This window comes from Amycolatopsis ponsaeliensis (assembly GCF_030182635.1).
GTDB lineage: Bacteria > Actinomycetota > Actinomycetes > Mycobacteriales > Pseudonocardiaceae > Amycolatopsis > Amycolatopsis ponsaeliensis.
Genome location: NZ_JAPZLD010000001.1, coordinates 515,980 through 538,465, shown reverse-complemented (window position 1 = coordinate 538,465; position 22,486 = coordinate 515,980). Strand labels below are relative to the sequence as shown.

General features: G+C 71.9%; 7 protein-coding genes. 1 reads left to right on the top strand and 6 read right to left on the bottom strand.

From position 1 onward, the window contains the following. Nucleotides 1-56 precede the first annotated feature (56 nt). Together QQ657_RS02360 and QQ657_RS02355 are read right to left on the bottom strand one after the other, a co-directional pair. Nucleotides 57-1,610, bottom strand: a complete 1,554-nt coding sequence (locus QQ657_RS02360; RefSeq protein ID WP_284740335.1) for an MFS transporter — start codon at nucleotides 1,608-1,610, stop codon at nucleotides 57-59. A 30-nt stretch (nucleotides 1,611-1,640) separates the two neighbouring features. Further along, nucleotides 1,641-2,897 (bottom strand): MFS transporter, encoded by a 1,257-nt coding sequence (locus QQ657_RS02355; RefSeq protein WP_284740334.1) that lies wholly within the window; start codon nucleotides 2,895-2,897, stop codon nucleotides 1,641-1,643. Between the two features lie 304 nt (nucleotides 2,898-3,201). Here QQ657_RS02355 and QQ657_RS02350 point away from each other — a divergent pair, with 304 nt between their 5' ends. After that, nucleotides 3,202-4,776 carry a glycosyltransferase family 39 protein gene (locus tag QQ657_RS02350; protein WP_284740333.1) on the top strand — a complete coding sequence of 525 codons (1,575 nt, stop codon included), beginning with the start codon at nucleotides 3,202-3,204 and terminating at the stop codon, nucleotides 4,774-4,776. Between the two features lie 73 nt (nucleotides 4,777-4,849). Here the strand turns inward: QQ657_RS02350 and QQ657_RS02345 are convergent, their stop codons facing one another. The 4 genes from QQ657_RS02345 to QQ657_RS02330 are packed head-to-tail and all read right to left on the bottom strand — an operon-like array spanning nucleotide 4,850 to nucleotide 22,464. Further along, entirely contained in the window at nucleotides 4,850-6,415 is a 1,566-nt protein-coding gene (locus tag QQ657_RS02345) for an amino acid adenylation domain-containing protein (RefSeq protein ID WP_284740332.1), read from the bottom strand. 1 nt (nucleotide 6,416) lies between these two features. Then, nucleotides 6,417-7,760 carry a serine hydrolase domain-containing protein gene (locus QQ657_RS02340; RefSeq protein ID WP_284740331.1) on the bottom strand — a complete coding sequence of 448 codons (1,344 nt, stop codon included), beginning with the start codon at nucleotides 7,758-7,760 and terminating at the stop codon, nucleotides 6,417-6,419. After that, nucleotides 7,757-16,954, bottom strand: a complete 9,198-nt coding sequence (locus QQ657_RS02335; RefSeq protein ID WP_284740330.1) for a non-ribosomal peptide synthetase — start codon at nucleotides 16,952-16,954, stop codon at nucleotides 7,757-7,759. The genes QQ657_RS02340 and QQ657_RS02335 overlap by 4 nt, the downstream gene beginning before the upstream one ends. 23 nt (nucleotides 16,955-16,977) lie before the next feature. Beyond that, the gene (locus QQ657_RS02330; protein WP_284740329.1) at nucleotides 16,978-22,464 is read right to left on the bottom strand and encodes a non-ribosomal peptide synthetase; all 5,487 of its coding nucleotides are present in this window, start codon (nucleotides 22,462-22,464) and stop codon (nucleotides 16,978-16,980) included. Nucleotides 22,465-22,486: the final 22 nt, after the last annotated feature.

The window sequence follows — 22,486 nt, the reverse complement described above, 5'->3', positions numbered from 1 at the left end:
CCGATTGTTCAACCTGGCCAAGTTCTGCGCGTTCGGATGCTCGCATTCCGCCCCGATCACGAGTTGACCGGCTCGAGCTCGACCAATCGCCGCTGTGAGGTCTCCGTGCCCAAGACCAAGAGCACGACCGTCGCCACCAGCACCGGCAGCGTCGTGGCGATCGCCGCTATCTCAAGGCGTGGAACGCCACTCACGACCAGTGGCCCCAGCATGCCGCCCGCCTTCGTCATCGCGGCCACCAGCCCGGTTCCTCGTGCTCGCAACGAGGTCGGGTACTGCTCGGCCGAATACGGGGACAGCATGGCGATCATGCCGGCGCTGCTGGCGAAGATCGCCGCAAGGAGCACGAAAAGGACAGCTGCCGCGGCTCCCTTCCCGACGGCCAGTGCGAACGCCCCCAGCGCCAGGGTCGCGACGAAACCGACGACCGCCAACGATCGGCGGCTACTCCACCGGCCGTACATGTACGCGGCGCAAAGTGTGCTCGGTATGGCGAACAAGGACGCGAAGAACAACGTCGAAGACACGTTCTCGCTGAGCTCCCCGCTGCGCAGGAACGTCGGGAGGAACGTCACGAACCCCCAGTTGATGATCCCCCAGGCGAGACCGTAGGCGGCGACGGCAACAGTGCGCCGCCGGTACGGCGCGACCAGCAGAGTTCGTAACGACAGACTCTTCGGCGCGACGGCGAACCGGGTCTCGGCGGCCGGAGGGCTCCCCGCGACGATGCCGTACTTGGCCATCACCCGGTGGGCCTCCGCCACGCGTCCTTGCGCCAGCAGGAATCGGGGTGACTCGGGGATCCAGCGGCACATGACGAGCAGCAGCAACCCAGAAGGCAGACCGAGCAGCCAGAGCGAGCGCCAGCTGAACGACGGGATCAGCAGGGTGGCCGAGCCGCTGGCGACCAGGTAACCGCAGGCCGCACCGATCCCGCTTTGGAGGACCACCAGCGCACCGCGACGTTTCGCCGGGATCGACTCCGACGTCAGCGAGTAGACCGTCGGCAGCATGCCGCCCGCCGAAGCGCCCATCAGGAAGCACATCACCAAGTTCAGCTCGAAGCTCGGCATGAACCCGCAGATCGACGTGCTGACGAAGATGAGCCCGGAGAACATCAGGGTCGCCCGCCGGCCGATCAAGTCGGCGGCGTATCCCCACACCATTGAGCCGATCACGGTGCCGACGATGGCGGTGAACGGCAACAACGACGTCTCACTGGTGGTCAGGCCGTACTCGTGAGCCATGCCGGGCACCACAAAACCCAGACTTGCGGGCTTCATCGTGTCGACCACCAGACCAAAGGTGAGCAGGACGATCAGCCAGAGGTGGGATCCGGTCAGCGGGGCGTCGTCGATCGCGTGGAAGGCGGCGCCAGCCGATGCGGGTGCCCGGGTCCGCAGGCCGCGCGGTGGCACCACCGCGACTCCGCCGAGGACGAGCCCGATCACGATGAACCCCATGCCGGCCCACATCGTGTCCGACATCGGCATACCGGCCATCATGAAGTGGTGGTGCCGGCTGTCGAGGTAGTCCGGGAAGTGCAACAGGACGCCGATCGTCACCAGAACGGCGCCCATGGGGAAGAGCCTCGCTCGCAACGTGCCCATTTACTCTCCTTCGCGGGTGCGGAAAAAGTGTCATGGAATTTCGCTCGCAGTCGTCCGGCGCGGTCGATCGCCGGGGAGCGGGAGGCGACGGAGGGTCGGGCTGAGCTGCGATCCGGCGGCGACGAGCGCCAGCACCGCCGCGCAGACGAGGATTCCCGTCATCGCGTCGCCGGTGACGGCGAGGATCGTCCCGCCCAGCACGGGGCCGGCCGCCGCGGCCAGGTCCGCGCACCCGCCGACCACCCCGCTGAGCCTGCCGCGGATCTCGTCCGGGGTCAGCACCAGTTGGTAGGTCATCACCGTGGTGTTCGCGACGGGCATGAGCACGGCGGCGACGCCGAGCAACGCGCCCGCCGGCACTCCTTGCGACGCGAACGCCAGCGCCGCGGCCGAGCCCGCGAAGATCCACGACGACCCGATGAGGATGACCGGGGCCGGTAACGCGGCATGCAACCGGCCGGCAACCGTGGCGCCGAGGACACCGCCGGCGCCGAAGCAGGCCATCATCAGCCCGATTTCGCCGGGGTGCACGTTGCTCTCGCCTGCGACGACCAGGATCACGATGACGAGCGCGTGGAACGCGAGGTTGACGAAGACCATCCACACAACGGTCGCCCTGATCCCGGGCTGCCGGAACAACCAGCGGAAGCCGTCGAGGAGTCCCTGGTGTCCGGCCTCGTCCGGCGCGGACGGCGGCAGGCGGCGGGGCAGCCGGAGCAGCGTCAGCGCGGCGAACGAGACCGTGAGCATCCCCGCACCGACGGCAAACGGAAGCAATTCGTGCAGGCCGAAGGTGAAGCCGGCGAGCGCGGGGCCGAGCAGCAGTGCGGCGAACGGGCGAGCCGCGTTCCGCGCCAGCGCGTCCGACAGCTGGGCAGCGGGAACGACCTGGGACAGCGCCGCGTGCTCGGCGGGCTGGAACACCGCGCTGAACGCGCCTTCCACCACGGCGACCACGAGGAGCTGGCGGATCGAGTACGCGTCGAGCAGCAGAGCCGCGACGACGCTCGCCATCGCGGCCGCGCGCACGCACTGGGCGAGGACCATCAGCCGCTTGCGATCCCACCGGTCGGCGATCGCCCCGGCCGGCAGGTTGACGGCCATGCGTGCCAACGCCAGTACCGACGTGACCAGCCCGATCTGCACGGCGGTTCCCGAGTGGGCGATGATCAACAATGGAAAGGCGATGAAAGCGCTTTCGCTCGCCAGCTCCGAAAGCAGCATGCCGGTCCAGAGAGTGGTGTACGCACGGTTGCGGGACAGCCGGCCCGGCTCGACCGTGTTCACGACGTCCGTCCGTTGCCCCGCGCCATGGAACCACCTGTCCGTTCGATGTCCGATGCCTGCCGCTCTCTGACCGGCGAGCGCACACCGAATCCTCATCGAGGTTCCCGCGGCGCGGCCAGGTCCTTGACGCGACGGCTAAATTGCCAGGCCCGGTTTTCGCAGTCCTTCCGCGGAACAGCGGGTGACCTGCGTGGTTTCGCCACGGCTCAACCCGCTTGCCTGCACGGGTCGCGCGTCGGGATCGTGGTGCGGCAAGACCGGGGCCGTTCCGCCCCACCCGGCACGCATGCGGAATGGAAGTGACGTGCTCACCAACAGGACAACCACCTCTGCCCGCCCGACGTCCCCGGACAGCGCCCTGACCCCGGTGCCGTGGTGGCCCGTGCTCGGCCTGTCCGGCGTTCTGGTCACGCTGCTGCTCGCCCTGTCGGCCCGGCACGGCTACCACCTCGACGAGTTGTACACGCGCGTGGCCGGCCGGCACCTCAGTTGGGCCCAGATCGACCAGCCGCCGCTACCGGCTTTCGTGGCATGGCTGGAAACGACTCTGTTCGGCGACACCCTGGTCGCGTTCCGCCTCGTCCCCGCCCTGACGGTCGCGGGCGTCGTCGTGCTCGCCTGCCTCATCGCGCGGGAGCTGGGCGGCGGACGCCGGGCGCAGGTACTCGCGACGGCTGCCGCGGCAGGGTCCGGCCTGATCTTCCACACCGGGCACATGCTGGGCACCAACACCTTCGACCTGCCGGCGTGGGTCGCGGTGTGCTGGCTGGCGATCCGGCTGGCCCGCACGGAGAACCCCCGGCTGTGGTTCGCCATCGGTGCCGTGGTCGGGCTAGGGCTCTACGCGAAGTACCTCATCGCCCTGCTCCTCATCGCGCTGGCGGTGGGACTGCTGCTCTGCGGGCCGCGCCGGCTGCTCCTCAGCCGATACCCGGTCTTCGCGGCTGTGATCGCGGTGGTACTGCCCGCGCCGGTCCTGGTGTGGCAGATGACGCACGGCTGGCCCCAGTTCGAGATGGCCGCCGCGATCTCGAAAGCGCTGGAGAACCTGGCCGTCGTATCGTTCCTCCCGTTCCTGGTGCTGCTCATCGGGCTGTTCCTCGTACCGGTGTGGATCGCCGGCCTGATCGGCCTGCTGCGCCGTCCTCAGTGGCGGCAGTATCGCTTCGTGGGCGTGGCCTTCCCCGTCATGATCGCTCTGCTGCTCGTCACCGGCGTCGGGTCCAACTACGCGTCCGGCCTGCAGTTCGTCCTGCTCGCCGCCGGCTGCGTCGTCGTCGAGGGGTGGTCCCGGACGGTGACCCTCAGGTCGCTGGTCACGGCGGCGGTCGCTGCCAACACGGTCACGTCGGCCGTGTTGGCGCTGCCTGTGCTCCCCCTCGACGTCTACGCCGGCAACCCAGTGCTGGAGCAGCTGTCCATCGGCCAGCTCGACCAGGCGGCCTGGCCAGAGCTGGCCGCCCAGGCCGCGGCCGTCTACCGGTCGCTGCCGGCGGAGGAGCGCGCGCACACGGTCTTCTACGGCAACCACTACGGCCAGGCGGGCGCCCTCGACAAGTACGGTCCGGAGTACGGGTTGCCGCAGGCCTACAGCGGCCACAACTCCTACGCCGACTTCGGCGTTCCGTCCGAGGACAAGACCGTTGTCATCGCCATCGGCGTCGACCGGACGGTGTTCGCGGGCCTGTTCGCCTCCTGCGAGCCGCACGGCAAATTCCAGGTCGACCTCCCCGTCGACGACCGGGGCCAGGAGTTCCTGGTGTGCCGGGGGCCGCGCGAGCCGTGGTCGCAGATCTGGCCGAAGCTGCGGTGGATCGGCTTCCAGTGCCCATACACCACCAAGCCGGTGACCGCGAAGAGCGAGACCGGCTGCGAGTGAAGGTCGCCCCAGCGGAAAGCCTCCGAAGCCGGTCTTCGGAGGCTTTCCGCCGCAGGAGAGACGGTGGGAACGCTCAGGCCGTTTGCCTGGCGTCGGCGGACAGCGCGTCGCGCAAGGCGTTGCGGTCGACCTTCCCGTTGGCGTTGAGGGGAAAGTCTTCGCGGTGCTGCAGGCGCTCAGGCACCATGTGGATGGGCAGGCGCTCGCGCAGCCACTGGGTGACCTGCCGCTCCGGTAGCGCGAGGCCGGTGTAGCACCCCGCCAGTCGCACGGCTTCCCCGTCTCGCAGCGCGATCACCACCGCCTGGGTGACCTCCGGGTGCCGGGCGAGCACCGACTCGATGTCACCCAGTTCCACGCGGTAGCCCCGGATCTTGACCTGGTGATCCAGCCGTCCGATGTGGACGAGATCGCCGTTCTCGTACCGCACGCGGTCGCCCGTGCGGTAGAAGTGCTCCTCGCCGGGCACGCCGCCGCCGTGGTCGACGTACCGGTCGCCGTCGCGGACCAGGAACCGCCCCCGGTTGTCCTCCTCGTCCACGTAGCCACCGAACCGCTGCGACCCGCGCACGCACAACTCGCCTTCGGCCGACTCATGCCCCTCCGCGTCGACGATCACCGCGTCGAGGAAGCCGTACACCGGTCCGATGGGGACGGTGTCGTTCGTGGTTGCCGGCCATCGCGCCGGGTCGGGCGGCAGCCGGAACTCCGTGCACGCGACGGTCAGCTCGGTCGGACCGTACACGTTGTCGATCGGGGCGTCCGGGGCGATCGCGTGCCACGCTTTCGCCTGCCGGTAGGTGAGCTGCTCGCCGATGAAGACGCTCTGCCGGAGGCTGGTGCGCTTGCCGGGCGGCAAGGTGCCGAGGCTCGCGCTCGCCGACACCGCGGACGGGACCGAGAACCAGTGGGTGATCCGCCGGTCGACCAGGTAGTCGATCGGGCTCAGCAGCTCGCGGCGCTGCGGGCAGACCAGGGTGGCGCCACCGCCCCACGTGACGAACAGGTCGAAGATCGAGGGGTCGAAGGTCAGGTCGAACGTCTGGGAAACCCGGCAACCCGGTCCGATCCCGTAGCGGGCGATGTTGTGCGCGACGTAGGGTGCCACGTTCCGGTGCGTGATCGGCACGCCCTTCGGCCGGCCGGTGGAGCCGGACGTGAACAGCACGTAGGCCACGTCGTCGAGGTCCGCGCGGTAGGCCGGCGCTTCATCCGCCGGCGCGGTCAGCACGTCCTCGTCGGTCAGTGGCAGGGCCGTGCCGACCGTGTCGACGAGTTCACCCTCCAGCTGCCCGGCTCCGGACTCGTCAGCCACCAGGACGTCGGGCCGCGCGAGCGCGCAGATCATCTCGTTGCGCTCCACGGGGAACCGCGGGTTGAGCGGCACGACCGCGGCTCCGGCCCGCAGCGCGGCGAGGTAGCCGGCGAAGGCGACGACACTGCGGCTCGCCAGCAATGCGATCCTCGCCTGCCCGGGGCCGTCCGCCGGCGGCAGGTCCGCCGCCAAGGCCTCGACGGCGCGGTGCAGTTGCGCGTACGTCAGCTCCCGGTCGTCGACCTCGAGCGCGACGGCGTCGGGGAACCGCCGCGCCGAGTCCGCGAAGCGCTGGTACAGCGTGGGTGTGAGTTCCTGGTTCATTTCAGGCTTCCTCGTCCTTCCTGCGATGGCCGGTGCCGGCCCGCCGAGCCAGCCGGCCGGTGATCTGCACGTGGTCGACGGCGCCGGTCTCCGGGTCGCGGCCGAACCGGCCGAGCAGTGGCGTGGGGCCCACGGTGGTGAACCGGAGGTCCGCCAAGCAGGTCAGTTCCGTTGCCGGCTCCGCGTCCACGGTCAGGAACAGTCGTCCGTTCTCGGCCTCGATCGTGTAGGTCGTGTCCCCGTTGCAGTACCGGCCGGCGCACTCGGCGCGACCGGCGACCGGGTCTCGCGGCTCGGCCGGCGCCACCATCGAGCAGCTACCCACGGCCAGGCCGCTCGCCCGGAGCCGCTCGACCAGCGCGTCCCAGAGGAACACGCCGTTGCTCGCGTTGGTCACCAAGGCGACGACCGTTCCGCTGTCGGGCTCGGCGCGCAGGTGGCACCACGTCCCGTCGCCGGTTCCGTCGTGGCCGAACCACCGCGCGCCCGTCCCGCGGTACAGCGACCAGCCGAGTCCCCAGCCGTCGGCCAGGCCGAACGGTCCGGCGGTCAGCCCGGCCGTTTGGTCGTTCCGCATCGCCTCCGCGGTGCGCCGGTCCACCGGTCCGGCAGCCGTGGGAAGGTGGGCCGCGGCGAAGGCGACCAGGTCCGCGGCTCCGGCCGCGAGCGCGGCGACCGGTTCCTCGAGGGCGGTCACGGTCTGCTCGGCGACCGGCAGCACCCTGCCGCCCGGTCGCACCACGTGCCCGGTGACTGGCGGCCTCGCGGCGCCCAGGGCGGACGACGGGGTGATCCCCAGTGGCCGCAGCAGGATCGACTCGACGGCCTCCGCCCAGCTCATCCCGGTGATCGCTTCGACGAGGCAGCCCGCGAGCAGGTAGCCCGCGTTCGAGTAGGAGAACGCGGTACCCGGCGGGTGCACCAGCTCCGGAGCGGGGCCGCCCTCAAGCCAGCGACGCCGGTCCGTACCCGGTGCTTGCTCTCCGAGGTTCGCGACGAGTCCGCCGGTGTGGCTGAGCAACTGGCGCGGGGTGACCTGCCCGGCGCCCGACGTCGCCGATCCCAGCTGGGGCAGGTACTTCGCGACCGGCTGGTCGAGTTCGACGTCCCCGTCTTCGGCCAGCAGCATCACCAGTGTCGCCGTGAACGGCTTCGTCAGCGATCCCACCGGGAATGCGGACGTCCGCGCGACCGGGTGGCCGGTGCCGGCGGTTTCCTCCCCCGCCTCGGCGGTGACCGTCCGGCTCCGCCACCGCACGGCCAGCTGCGCTCCCGGTACGCCGTACTCCCGGACGAGTCCGGTCAAGAGCCCGGACAGGTCGTCCGCGTCCACCGGCCACGTCACGAGTCCACCACCTCGCCGAGGTCCGGGTCGCTGTGCCGGGCGAGCGCGCCGAGCGCCTGGCGGAACTCCGCGGCCACGCGCTCGACGGTGGCCCGGTCGTGCACGTTGACCGAGTAGTGCCAGTCGAACCCGAGCCGGCCGTCCTGCGCCGCGCCGACGACCTCCAGTTGCTGGACCACCCGCTCGCCGGAGTCCTGTTCCTGCCCGATACCTTCGTGGAACGCGTGGTAGAGCGACCGGCCGTCGGTACGGGTGATCTCGTCGATCCGGCTGTGGTAGTTGAAAAGCACCGGCGGTGCGGCACGTTCGGCCAACGCCGCGGCGGGCGCCCCGGGGCGGCTGAGGTAGCGCAGCGCGCCGTGGCTCAGGCCGTTGGCGGGCACGGCGCGCAGGCTCCTGCGCACGGCCTTGACCACCGCGGGCCAGTCGGCCTCCCCGGCGGGTTCCGGTACCTCCAGCAGCACCGGGTACGAGCTGGTGAACCAGCCGACCGTGCGAGACAGGTCGATGTCGTCGAAGAGCTCCTCGCGGCCGTGCCCCTCCAGCTCGACGAGGACCCGGTTCTCGCCCGTCCACCGGCACAGGGTCCAAGCCAGCGCGCCGAGCAGCACGTCATTGACGCGGGCCCGGAAGCGCCCGGGCGCGGCGTGCAGCAACGCCGCGGTCTCGGCCCGGCTCACCGAGACCCGCAGGATCCGCCGGGACGACACCAGGTTCGGCCCGCTGCCGTCAGTGGGCAGCGCGGTGCCCTCCGGCAGCGCGCTCCAGTGGCCGAGGTGGTCGTCGAAGCCGCCGTCCGCGACGTGCCCGGCCAGCTGGGTGGCCCACTGCCGGAACGAAGTCGTCTTGGGGCCGAGGTCCACCGGTTCGCCGGCCACGGTCTGCCGGTACGCGGTGTCCAGGTCGTCGCTGAGCATCCGCCACGACACGGTGTCGATCACGAGGTGGTGCGCGGTGACGTGCAGCCACGGCCGCCGTCCGCTTCCGAGGTCGAAGAGCAGTGCGCGCAGCAGCGGCCCGTTCGACAGATCCATTGTGGAGTCCGCTTCGACAGCCAGCGCTTCCATCGCTGCCCGGCCCCCCGCTTCGTCCACTGTGGACAGGTCGTGCCGATGGAGCACCTCGCCGGGTTCCGCGGGAGCGTTGTACTGCGCCCACTCCCCGTTCTCGCGCGTGAATCGCATCCGCAGGGCGTCGTGGTGGGCCAGCACAGCGGCGAACGCCGCCCGCAGCGCTTCCTCGTCGACCTCGTCGACCAGCTCGACGAGCAGGGACTGGGTGAGGTGGTTCGGGGCCACCGAGTGCCGCTCGAAGAACTCGCGTTGGATGGGCGTCAGCGGGACGTCGCCCTCGATCGGCGCCCGCGTCGCCTCGGCCTGGTCCGCCCGGCCCGCCACCGTGGCCAGTTCCGCGACCGTCGGATACCGGAACAGGTCGTTCGAGGAGACGAGCAGGCCCGCCCGCCGGCTTCGGAAGACCACCTGGATGCTCAGAATGGAGTCACCGCCGAGGTCGAAGAAGTCGTCCGTCACGCCGACCCGGCGTACGCCGAGCACCTCGGCCCAGATCGAGGCCAGGGTCTCCTCAGCCGGGGTTCGCGGAGCGAGGTACGGCCGATCCGCCGACTCCGTCGCCGGGGCGGGCAGCGCCCGGCGATCCACCTTCCCGTGCGGCGTCAGGGGCAGCCGGTCGATGACTTGGAAGGCCGACGGCACCATGTAGTCCGGCAGCTTCCCGGCGACGAACCGGGCGAGGTCCTCCGGACGCAGGTCGGTAACCGCCTTCGCCACGGCGTAGGCGACGAGACGCTTGCGGCCCGGCTGGTCCTCTCGTGCGACGACGGCGGCCCGGGCGACGCCGGCGTGCCCGGTGACGGCGGCCTCGACTTCGCCGAGCTCGATCCGGAACCCGCGGATCTTGACCTGGTCGTCCGTCCGGCCGACGAATTCGAGGTTCCCGTCGGCCCGGCGGCGCATCAGGTCGCCGGTGCGGTACATCCGGGCGCCGGGTGGCCCGAACGGGTTGGCCACGAACCGCTCGGCAGTCATCGCCGGCCGGGTCCAGAAGCCGCGGGTGAGGCCGTCACCGGCGATGTACGCCTCGCCGGCCACTCCCGTGGGGACCAGGTTCAGGTCACCGTCGAGCAGGTGTACCGCGGCGTTGGCGACGGGGTGCCCGATCGGGACGACCAGGTCCTCGAGTGCGGCCTTCTCCACCGAGAAGCAGCTGGTGGTCACGGCACATTCGGTCGGCCCGTACGCGTTGACGATCTCCAGGTGGGGCAGGTGCTCGAGCACCCGGTCGCAGTGGGCGGGCGACAGTGCCTCCCCACCGACGACGACCTTTCGCAGCCCGGCGAGGATCCCCGGATCGGTGTCCGCGACGGCGTGGAAGAAGCCGGCCGCGAAGGACATGGCTTCGACGTCGTGGGACTTCAGGAAATCCTCCAGCTGGTCGACCGAGCGGAAGCCGCCGGGCCGGACGACCAGGCACGCCCCGGTGAGCAAGGCGTTCCACAGCTCGTTCTGGGCGGCGTCGAAGGAGACCGAGTGGTGCTGGGCGACGCGGCCGGCGCCGCCGAAGGTGTGGGCACCGGCCGGGAGCACCAACCGGACCAGGCCGCGGTGGGTGAGCATCGACCCCTTCGGCACACCGGTCGAGCCGGAAGTGTAGATCAGCCCGGCGAGGTTGTCCGGACGGACGACCACCGCGGGCGCCACCGGCGGCCGCGCGGCGATGGCGGGCCGGCGTTCGTCCAGGTGCACCACCTCGGCGCGGGTCGGCGGCAGGTCGCCGGCCCGCCCGGACTCGGTCAGTACCAGGGGGATCGCCGTGTCGTCGAGCATGTGCGACAGCCGTTCCGACGGATAGCCCGGGTCGAGCGGGACGTAGGCCCCACCCGCCTTCAGCACACCGAGGATGGCGGTCACCAGCTCCGGGCCGCCGTCGAGGTAGAGCGCGACCGGCACCTCCGGGCCCACGCCGTGCTCGATCAGCTCGTGGGCGAGCCGGTTGGCCCGGGCGTCCAGCTCCGCGTAGGTCAGCCGGTCGGTACCGCGCACGACGGCCGGCGAGTCCGGGTTCTCCCGGGCCCGCTCGGCGAAGATCTCCTGCAGGCACCGCTCCGGGTACGCACCTGCGGAGTCGTTCCACTCGACGAGCAGCCGCCGCAGCTCCGCGTGCCCGGCCACGGGCAGCGCCCGTAGGGACCGCTCCGGAGCTGCGATCATGTCCTCCAGCAGCCGCAGCAGGTGGTCGGCCAGCCGTCGCCCGGTCGGTTCGTCGAACAGGTGCGGGTCGTAGCCGAAGCGGATGTGCAGCACTTCGCCGAGGTAGGCGACGCAGGTGAGCGGGTAGTTCGACGTCTCCGCGCTCGTCGCCTCCCGGGCCTGGAGGCCGTACTTGCCCGCCGCGTCGTCGTCGTGCGGGAAGTTCTCGTAGACGACGACGCTCTCGAAGAGACCGCTCCCCTGCGGGATTTCGCTCCATTGCCGGATCTGCGCCAGGGACACGTGTTCGTACTGCCGCGCGTCAACCTGGTCTTCCTGCATGTCGCGCAGCCAGGTCAGCACGTCCAGGTCGCGGTCCAGGCGGACGCGCGCCGGGATGGTGTTGATGAACAGCCCGATCATCTCGTCCGCGCCGGGGAGCTCGGCCGGCCGCCCGGAGACGGTCGTGCCGAAGCACACGTCCTGCTCACCGCTGTAACGCGACAGCAGCATCGCCCACGCGCCCTGCAAGACGGTGTTCACCGTCACGCGGGCGCCACGGGTGAAGTCCTGCAGCCGCCGGGTGTGCTCCGGAGACAGCGCCAGATCGAACCAGGCCGAGTCGCGGGACTGGTGGGCGCGCACCGGAGCGCGGTCGTAGGGCAGCGGCGTCGGGGCGGTGAACCCGGCCAGCACCCGGCTCCAGTGTTCCGCCGCGGCCTCCTGATCCTGTTCGGCCAGCCACCGCACGTAGTCGCGATAGGGCCGGCGGGTCTTCGGGGTGACCACTCCGGTACCGGCGAGGACGGCGTGCTCTTCGTAAACCTCGGAGAGCACATCCGTGAAGCTCCAGCCGTCGAGCAGGATGTGGTGGGACGAGCAGAGCAGGTACACGCTCGTGCCGGAAAGGCGGGCGACGTGCAGCCGCAGCAGGGGCGGCCGGGACAGGTCGACGCCGTCGCGCGCGCAGTCCTCCCAGAGCTGCCGCTTCCGGTGCCGCTGCTCGATTTCGCTCAGTCCCGTCCAGTCGTGGTGGGTCACCGGGATCCGGGCCTCGCGGTGGACGATCTGGAGCGGTTCGCCGGTTTCCGCGCCGGCCACCGCGGTGCGCAGGATCGGCGTCCGGTCGGTCACGCGCTGCCAGGCCCGCGCGAGGAGCCCGGGATCGGCCACGCCGTGCAACTCCACCCCGAAGTGCGTCAGGTAGATGTCGGTCTCGTGGGCGCCGAGCGAGTGGAACAGCAGCCCGCTCTGCATGGGTGTCAGCGGGTAGACGTCCTCGACGAGCCGTCCGTCGCCGGCTATCCGGTCCACACCATCCTGGTCCAGCCCCGCCAGCGGGAAGTCCGACGGGGTCCGGCCGCCGGCGCCGGGCCGCGCGCAGTGTTCGACGATCCGCTCGAGGGCCGTGACGAACTCACCGGCCAGCCGCGCGATCGTGGGCTCGTCGTGGACGGCGGTCGAGTACTCCCAGTCGAACCGGAGCTCACCCCCGCGTACGACGCCGATGACCTCGATCAGGTTGTCCCGCAACACGTCCTGCCCGCGGTCTGCGACCGGGCTGGCCAGCCATTCCCGGTAGAGCCCGGTGCCGTCCTCGGCCACGTCGACGTCGAAGCGGCCGTGGTAGTTGAAGCCGACCTGGCAGCCGCGCCCCCGCCCGAGCGCGGTGTCCGGGCGGAGGTGGCGCAGCACGCCGTAGCCGAGTCCGGCCGCCGGGATCGCGCGCAGCTGTTCTTTGACCCCCTTGAGGATCGTGGCCCAGCCCGGGCCGGGGACCCGTAGCGCGACCGGGAACACGCTCGTGAACCAGCCGGCCGTGCGGGAGAGGTCGATGCCCTCGAACAGGTCCTCCCGGCCGTGCCCCTCGAGTTCGACGCCGACCGTGTCGCTGCCCACCCAAGCCGACAGCACCGTGACGAGCGCGCTGAGCAGCACGTCGTTCGCCCGCGTCCGGTAGACGTCCGGGACGTCCTGCAGCAGCGCGCGGGTAAGGCCTGCGTCGAGGCGCACGGAGACGGTGGCCGCGGTGCCGGCCGTGTTCTCCCCCGGCCGGTCCACCGGGATGCCCGGCGTGCCGGCCACCGACCGTTCGACCCCGGACCAGTACTCGAGCTCGCCGTCGAACCGGCCCGCGGCCGCCGCTTCGCACAGGCGGTCCGACCAGTCGCGGTACGAGCTCGTCCGCGGCTCCAGCCGCACGTCGTGCCCCAGCACGGCCTGCCCGTGAACCGTGTCCAGATCGGACAGCAGCACCCGCCACGTCACACCGTCGACCACGAGGTGGTGGGCGGTGACGAACAGCCGTGGCCGCCGGGAGGGGCCGAACGTGAAGAGCACGGCGTCGAGCACGGGCCCGGTGCCCGGCCGCAGCGCCGCCTGCGCGGCCGCGACCGTGTCGCACACCGCCTGGTCCTGTGCATGTTCATCCACAGTGGCGAGATCCACGATTCGCGGCAGCACACCGGGCACGGGGTCCGCGTAGTACTGCCGCCACCCGCCTGCCGTCCGCTCGAAGCGCAGCCGGAAGGCGTCGTGATGGTCGAGCACGGCCGTGAACGCGGTAGCCAGCGCGCGGGTGTCAACGCCGTCGGAGAGTTCCAGGAACACCGATTGGGCGAAGTACGCCGGGGCGTCCGGGTGGCTCTCGAAGAACTCGTGCTGCACCGGGGTCAGGGGGACGGCACCGGTCGCCGGGCCGGACACCGATCGCGGCGTCTCCGCCACGGTGACCACACCGGCCAGGTCCGCGATGGTCTGGTGCAGGAAGATCTGCTTCGCGGTCAGGTGGAGACCCGCGCGGCGGGCGCGGGACACCACCTGGAGCCCGAGGATGGAGTCCCCACCGAGGCCGAAGAAGTTGTCCACGATCCCGACCTCACCCGGGTCGGCGCCGAGGACCTCGGCCCAGATGCCGGCCAGTACGGACTCGGTGCGCGTGCGAGGCGCCGCATAGCGGTCCGCGGTCCGCTCGGTGCGGTCGGGAACCGGCAGCGCCCGCCGGTCGAGCGTCCCGTTCGGGGTCAGCGGCAGCACACCCAGCCGTACCAGGGCGGACGGCACCGCCGGGTCCGGCAGGGTCTCCGCCAGGAAGGCCCGCAGCTCCCCCAGGTCCGGCGCGGGCTCCCCGGCCGGCACGAGGTAACCGACCAGCCGGTCGCGGCCCGACTCGTCCCGGCGGACGGCGGCGGCCGCGGCGGCGATCCCGGGATGGCGCGTCATCGCGGTCTCGACCTCGCCGAGTTCGACCCGGAACCCGCGCACCTTGACCTGGTCATCGGCGCGGCCGGCGATCTCCAGGGTGCCGTCGGCCCGCCGTCGGCCGACGTCACCGGTCCGGTACAGCCTGGCCCCGGGGTCGACGGTGAACGGATCGGGCAGGAACCGTTCCCGGGTGAGCTCGGGACGGTTCAGGTAGCCCTGGGCCACTCCGCCGCCCCCGATGTGGATCTCTCCGAACACACCGGCCGGGACCGGGCGACCCAGCGGATCCAGTACGTGCACCCGGGTGTTCGCCAGCGGGCGTCCGATGGGGACGATCGCCGCGGTGCCGATCCCGTCGGCCCGCGGCTCGAACACCGTGGAGTCGACCGTGGTCTCGGTCGCGCCGTAGTTGTTGGTGACGACCGTGTCCGGGCCGAGCCGGTCGAGCACCCCGACGCAGTCTTCGGTCAGCCACGGCTCGGAGCCCACGGCCAGCACCCGCACCGAGGCCAGGCTTTCCCCGAGCCAGGTCAGCTCCTGGTCCAGGACCTTCAGCAGCGACGGCGTCGTGACCATGATCTCGGGCGCCTGGGCGGCCAGCAGGGCCGCCAGCGCCGGCGGGTCGGCCAGGGTGTCCGAGGGGCACACCACCAGTTCGCCGCCGAACAGCGTGGACAGCAGGAAGTCGCCGAAGAACAGGTCGACCCCGAGGCTCGACACCGACAAGCACCGGCCGCGCAGGCGAGTCAGGCCGTACCGGGCGTCCCACGCCCGCACCATGTGGTGAACGTTGCGGTGGCTGACGAGCACTCCTTTCGGCGTGCCGGTCGAACCCGAGGTGTAGACGACGTAGGCGAGATCGTCGAGGGTCACCGCGACCTCGGGCGGCCCGGCCGGGAACCGGTCCACCGCGGGCCATTCCTCGTCGAGGCACAGGATGGTCGCCGGGTGTCCCGCGACGCGGTCCCGCACTGCCCGTTGGGTCAGCACCACCGGCGCGGCGGCGTCGGCCAGCATCGTGTTCAGCCGCTGCGGCGGGTAGTCCGGATCCAGGGGCACGAACGCGCCCCCGGCCTTCAGCACGCCGAGCAGGGCGACCACCGCGTCCACGCCGCGGTCGAGGCAAACCCCGACCAGAACTCCGGGGCGGACGCCGAGGCTCGTCAAGTGGCGCGCCAGCCGGTCGGCGCGCCCGGCCAGCCCGGCGAAGGTCAAGCGCTCTCCCCCGCAGCTCGCGGCCACCGAGTCCGGGGTCCGCGCGGCCTGCTCGTCGAAGAGTTCGTGCGCGCAGCGAGCCGGTCCGTACCGCAGCGCCGGGCCCTGCCACCCGGCGGTCAGGTCGTGCCGCTCGGCGGCGGTCAGCATCGGCACCGCGGACATCGGCCGGCCGGGGTGGTCCGCGAGCCCCGCCAGCAGCACGAGCAGGTGCCCGCTCAGCCGCTCGATCGTCGCGAGGTCGTACAGGTCGGTGCTGTACTCGAGGTAGCAGGTGAGCGATTCGGCGCCTTCGAAGAAGTCGAAGGTCAAGTCCAGTTTGGACACCGTGATCGGCGGCTTGACCTCCGCCACTTCGAGCCCGGGAAACCGCGGCGGGACGGGCTCGCGCTGGAGGTTGACCATCAGCTGCACCAGCGGCGGCCGGCTCGGGTCCCGCTCCGGCCGCAGCGCCTCGACCAGGCGCTGGAACGGCACCTCGTCGTGGTCGAAAGCTTCCAGCAGCGTGGTGCGTACCCGGCTCAGGAACTCGGTGAAGGCCAGGGCCTCGTCGACCTGTGAGCGCACGACCACCGTGTTGATGAAGAGGCCGATCAGGTCCTCCACTTCACGCCGTCCGCGCCCGGAGGTCACGGTCCCGACGGCGATGTCCTGCTCGCCCGAGTAGCGGCTGAGCAGGAGCGCGGTCGAGGCCGCCAGCGTCATGAACAGGGTCGCGCCGCTCTCGCGGGCCAGGTCCCGCAAGCGGGACAACAGGCTCTGCGGCACCTCGAAGACGTGCACCGCGCCCGAAGAGGTGCGTACCGGCGGACGTGGCCGGTCCGTGGGCAGCTCGCAAGCCTGCACTCCGTCCAGCCGGTGGCGCCAGTACGTCAGTTCGCCGTCCAGTGCGGTTCCGGCCGCCCGGTCGTGCTGCCACGCGGCGAAGTCCGCGTACTGCACCGGAAGCGGCGGCAACGCGGCCGCCGTCCCGTTCAGTTCGGCAGCGTAGAGCTCGGCGAGCTCGGCGAACAGCAGGGTCGAGGACCAGCCGTCGCACACGAGGTGGTGCATGCTCAACCGCAGCACGTGGTCCCGCTCCCCCAGCCGCACCACGGCAGCCCGGAACAGCGGGCCGCCCCGCAGGTCGAACGGCGCGTTCATGTCGGCCAGCAAATGGCCCGCCAGCGCGGCCTCGGCATCCGGCCCGGCGAGGTTGACCAGGGGAACGGTTACCGGCGCGTGCCGGTGCACCACCTGGACACCGCGGCCGTCGACCGCGTCGAAAGTGGTCCGGAGCGCCTCGTGCCGCTCGACCACCCGGTTCACCGCGGCGACGAGCGCCGCCACGTCGAGTGCACCCTGCAGTCGCAGCGCCCACATCGCGTTGTACTCGACGCTACCCGGGTCCAGCTCGGCCAGGAACCACAGGCGCTGCTGCGCGGGCGACATCGGCACGGGCCCCGGGCGCGGCACCGGCGGGATCGGCTGGACCGCGGCCGGCGCGGATTCGCCGGCGAGCTGCCGCCGAACCAGCTCGCGCAGGTGGTCGGGTACGTTCGCGAGTTTGTCCTCGAGAGACGGCACGGGAGTTCCTTTCGAGCCCGGCTTCAGTCGCCGGCCGCGGGGACGGACAGCAGTTTTTCGAGCACCCGGTCCTGGATCGTCTCGGCCAGTTCGGCGATCCTCGGCCGGTCGAACAGGTCCTGGGGGGACAGGTCCACGGCGAAGGCCTCCCGCATCCTCGCCACCAGGCGGATGCTGGTGAGGGAGTCCCCGCCCAGGCGGAAGAAGTCGTCTTCGACGCCAATCCGGTCGACGACGAGCACCTCGGACCAGATCCGGCACAGGGCCTGTTCGGTCGGATTGCGAGGGGAAACAGGCTCGGCGCCGCCCGGCACCGCGAGGGTCCGGTGCCCAGCCTCGCCGCCGTCCGGCCGGAGCTTCTTCACGAGCAGGAACGCCGACGGAACCAGCGCGGCCGGCAGGAACTCGGCGAGGTACGCCTTCAGCACGCGACCGGACGGTGCGGGTGTTCCGGGCCGGGGCACCACCTGGGCGACCAGCCGCTTGGTCCCGGCATCGTCCTCGCGCACGAGAACCGCCGCGCCGGTCACGTCGTCGCGGCGCGCCAAGAGGTTCTCCACCTCGCCCGGCTCGGCTCGGAGGCCGCCGACCCGCACCTGACGGTCGGTCCGCCCCGCGAACTCCAAGGTCCCGTCCGCCCTCCACCGGGCGAGGTCCCCGGTCCGGTACAGGCGGCAGCCCGGCGGCCCGAAAGGGTCCGCGACGAAGCGGTCCGCCGTCCGGTCCGGACGGCGGAGGTAGCCGCGGGCCACGCCGGGTCCCCCGACATAGACCTCGCCGGTCACGCCGGCCGGGACCGGCGAAAGCCTGGCGTCCAGGACATGGATCCGGGCGCCCGGGATCGGTTCTCCGATCGGGACGCGGTCGTGGCCGGTCCCGGGCTCGACCGCGCACGTGGTGACGACGCCCCCGGCTTCGGTGACGCCGTAGCCGTTGACCAGCCGGCGGCCGGCGGCCCAAGCCTCGGCGAGGCCGGCGGTGAGCGGCTCGCCGCCGACACGGACGGTCCGCAGCTCCGGCAGGACCTCGGGCTCCCAGGTACGCAGGACGCCGAGCGGGACATCGGCCGCCGTCACGGCGTTCGCCCGGAGCCACTCGGCCGAGACCTGCTGCCCGGCGGGCGCGACCACGACGGTGCCTCCGGTGGCCAACGTGGCGAAACCCTCCACGGTGACACCGGATCCCGCCGGCCGCTGCAGAAAGACCCGCTCCGGTTCGGCCCGCCACGCCTCGGCCGCGCCCGTGACCGCGGTGGTCAGCGAGCCGTGTTCGAGAAGCACGCCGACCGGCCGGCCGTCCGGTCCGGACGTGTACGCGACCTGGGCGAGGTCCCGCGGCCGGGAGGTCCGGCCGGGGTCGGTCCCCGGCTGCCCGCCCGCCCGGTCGGGGGTCAGTGTCCGCCCGCCGGCCGCGGCGATCCGGGCCGCGAACCGGTCGTCGGCCAGCACCACCAGCGGCCGGGCCTCGGCCAAGACGGCGCTCAGCCGGCGCCGGGGGTGGTGCGGGTCCAGCGGCAAGCAGGCGGCTCCGGACTTGAGGACACCCAGCGTCGCGGCGACCAGATCCGGGCCCGGCTCGAAGGCGAGCCCCACCGGCACGTCACCTCCGGCACCCAGGTCGATCAGGTGGTGCGCGAGCCGGTTCGCCGCGCGGTCCAGCTCGGCGTACGAGAGCCGCCGGTCACCGAGTTCGACGGCGATGGTGTCCGGACAGCGCGCGGCGCGCTCGGCGATCACCTCGTGGATCGCGCGGCCGGGCGGCCGGCCGGTACCCGTACCGGCCCAGTCGGCCAGGATCGTCCGGCGTTCGCCCTCGGTGAGCGTGGTGAGCCCGGCGATGGCACCGGCGTCGGCGAAGGAACCCAGCAGGACCAGGAGGTGCTCGAGCATCCGCGCCACCGTGGCACGGTCGAAGAGCTCGGCGTCGTAGATCAGCCGCATCACCGTCGGCTCACCGGGGAACACGCAGAGGCCGAGCGGGAAGCTCAGGCCGAACTCGACGTCGAAGGAGACCAGCCGGTGGCCGGCCGGCCGCGGCCCCCGGTCGAACGGGTAGTTCTGGAAGACCACGATGCTGTCGAAGAGGCTCACCCCGGCCGGCAGATCGCCGCATGCCTGGATGCGGGACAGCGGCAGCCAGGCGAACTCGCGGCAGGCCACCTGGTTCCGCTGCAGCTCGCGAAGCCAGGCGCCCAGGTCCCGGTGGTCGTCGACGGCCACCCGGGCCGGTGGGGTGTTGATGAGCAGCCCGACGACCGGACGCGCGTCGTCGAGGTCGGCCGCGCGCACGGACGTCGTGCTGCCGAAGCACACGTCGCGCTCGCCGCTGTAGCGGGACAGCAGGATCGCCCACGCTCCCTGGACCACCGTGTTCATCGTCAACCCGGTGCGGCGGGCGTACGCGGTGAGTGCCGACGCCGTCGCGCCCGGCACGGTCAGCTCGACCGACTCGGTGGCCCGCGGCCGGTGGCCCGCGGCCGGCTGCCGGTCGGCGGGCAGCTTCGTCGGCGTGGCGAAGCCGCCGAGCTGCTCCCGCCAGAAGCCCTCGGCCTCGGTGTGGTCCTGCCTGTCGAGCCAGGTGGCATAGTCGCGGAACGCCTGGCGGGCAACGGGTTCCGGCGAACGTTCGTTCCGCAGGGCGGCGTAGTGCGCCAAGACGTCCTCGATCACCTCGGTGGAACTCCAGCCGTCGAGGAGGATGTGGTGGATCGACCAGACCATCGTGACGCTGGTGTCCGTGACCCGGGCGATCGTCAGCCGCGTGAGAGGGGCCCGGGTGAACTCGACCCCGGCAGCCCGGTCGTCGTCGAGCAGCCGGCGCAGCTCCCGGCCCCGCTCGCCGTCGGAGCGCGATCGCCAGTCCAGCCTGGTGACGGGCATGGTGACCCGGCGGTGCACGATCTGCAGCGGGGTGTCGACGCCCTCCCAGATCACGGCGGTGCGCAGCACCGGGTTCGCGGCCACGGCCAGCTGCCAAGCCCGCTCCAGCGCCCCGGGGTCGTCAACGCCGTCCACGGTGAGGGTGAACCGGATCAGGTGCAGGCCGGGATCGCGCGCCAGCAGGGCGTCGAACAGCATCCCGCTCTGCATGGCCGTCAGCGGATAGGCGTCTTCGATCTCGCCGCCGGCCCCGGCGAGGTCACGGACCGCGGGCGGCAGACCGGCCGGCGATGCGTGAACGCCACGCGGAACGTCCACCGGCGGAGACTGCACCCCCGCGATCGCGGCCAGGTCCGCGACGGTCGGCCGGGCGAAAACGTCCGCCGCGGTCAGGCGAATTCCACGGGACCGGGCCAGGGACACCACCTTCATGGCGAGGATGGAATCCCCGCCGAGGGAGACGAAGTTTTCGGTCACGCCGACCCGCCTGGCACCGAGCACTTCAGACCAGAGCTCGGCCAGCAGCCGTTCGGTTTCGGTCCGCGGCTCCGTGAACCCGGCCGCGTCGACCGGTCCCGGGTCCGGCAGCGCGGCTCGGTCGACCTTGCCGTTGGCGTTCACCGGCAGGCTCTCCAGCACGACGAACCGGGACGGCACCAGGAAACCCGGCAAGCGTCCGGAGAGATGGCTCCGCAGCCCCGGCTCGTCGACACCGGCCTGCTGCCCCGTCGCGACGTAGGCGACCAAGCTCCGGGTCGCGCCGGCCGCGCGGGCGACCACGACGGCGTCGGAAACCCCGGCGTGGGAACGCAATGCCGTCTCGATCTCCCCGGGTTCGATGCGGAAGCCGCGGATCTTCAGCTGAGCGTCGGCCCGGCCGAGGAACTCCAGCTCGCCGTCGCCGTTCCAGCGCACCCGATCGCCGGTGCGGTACAGCCGGCCTCCCGGGGTGAAGGGGTCGGCGACGAACCGCTCCGCGGTGAGCCCGGGGCGGGCGAAGTAGCCGCGCGCGACGCCGTCCCCGGCGAGGTACAGCTCGCCCCGGGTGCCGGCCGGGACCGGCTCCAGGAAGGCGTCGAGCACGTAGGCCCGCATGTTGTCCAGCGGCCGCCCGATCGGCAGGCCGCTCGACGGGACCCGGTCGCGGTCCAGGTGGTGCGCCGTCGCGAAGGTCGTCGTTTCGGTCGGCCCGTACCCGTTGACGATCGTCGTGTCCGGACAAGCGGCCCGCACCCGCTCCACGGCGGCCGGCGATGGCGCCTCTCCGCCGGTCCAGACCTCGCGCAGTCCGGCGAAGCACTCGGGCGACTCGTCGGCGAAGTGGGCGAACAACCCGGCGGTGAGCCACATCGCGGTCATCCGGTGCTCGGCGACGAGGTTCGCCAGCAGCCGCGGGGTCAGCTCGGCGGGGGCGACGACCACCCGGCCGCCGGCGAGCAGCGGCGTCCAGAGTTCGTAGGTGGCGGCGTCGAAGGCGTGCGGGGAGTGGAAGAGGACGGACCGGTGCGCCCCCGTGCGGAACCGGTGGTCCCACGCCAGGCTCGCGACGTTCCGGTGGGTCACCGCCACGCCCTTCGGCGTGCCGGTCGAGCCGGACGTGTACATCACGTACGCCAGCTGTCCCGGGTGGACAGTCACCGCCAGGCCATCCGGACGCGCGCCGGCGGCGGACGTTTCGTCCATGATGACGACCGGTGTACCGGCCGCACGGGCTTTCTCCTCCATCTCCTGATCGGTGACCACGACGACCGCGCCGGTGTCCTCGAGCACCCAGCGGATCCGGTCATCCGGGTAGCTGTCGTGCAGGGGCACGTAGGCTCCACCGGCCTTGAGCACGGCGAGCATCGTCACGACGGCGTGCGGCGACCGGCCGAGCAGGACGCCGACCCGGGACTCGGCCCGTACCCCGGCGGCAACCAGCCGGTGCGCCAAGCCGTTCGCGCGGGCATCGAGTTCGGCGTAGCCGAGCGTGGTACCACCGGCGACCACGGCCGGCTCCCCGGGAACGGCGCGCACCTGTTCGGCGAACAGCTCCGCCACGCTCCGGTCGCCCGGGTAGGGGGCCGCCGTGTCGTTGCGGTCCACGAGGAGCCACCGCCGCTCCGGCTCGGTCAGCACGGGCAACGCGGCCGCCGTGCGTCCAGGGTCAGCGAGGGCGCCCGCGAGCAGTACCTCGAAACGCCCGGCCAGCCGCTCGACGGTCTCGCCGCCGAACAGCTCCCTGGGGTACCGGATCGCGAAGCCGAGCTCGCCGCCATCATCGGTGAACGTCACCGCCAGCTCGGCCCGGCCCCCCGGTCCACCGACACGCGCCACCACCGTCCGCGTTCCCGGCGGGGTCGTTTCCCGCACTGTCTCGAGGAACGCGCCGAACGAGCCCCCATTGTCCACGGTGGACTGAACCTGGTGGAGGTCGTCGACCGCGCCCACCGTGATGTCCGGCCGGTCCGCGTACCGCGCGAGCAGCACCAGGTACGCGGCCACCAGGATCGGGAACGGGTCTCCACCGAATCCGCGAAGCGCGTCGATGAGCTCCCAGGACAGCGTGCGCCGGAGCATTTCCGGTGTTCCCGGGCGGGATCCGCCGATCGGCAGGTGTACCGCGGTCAGGCCGTCGTGGTCATCGGTCATGACGCCGTCCTCCCTTCGCCCG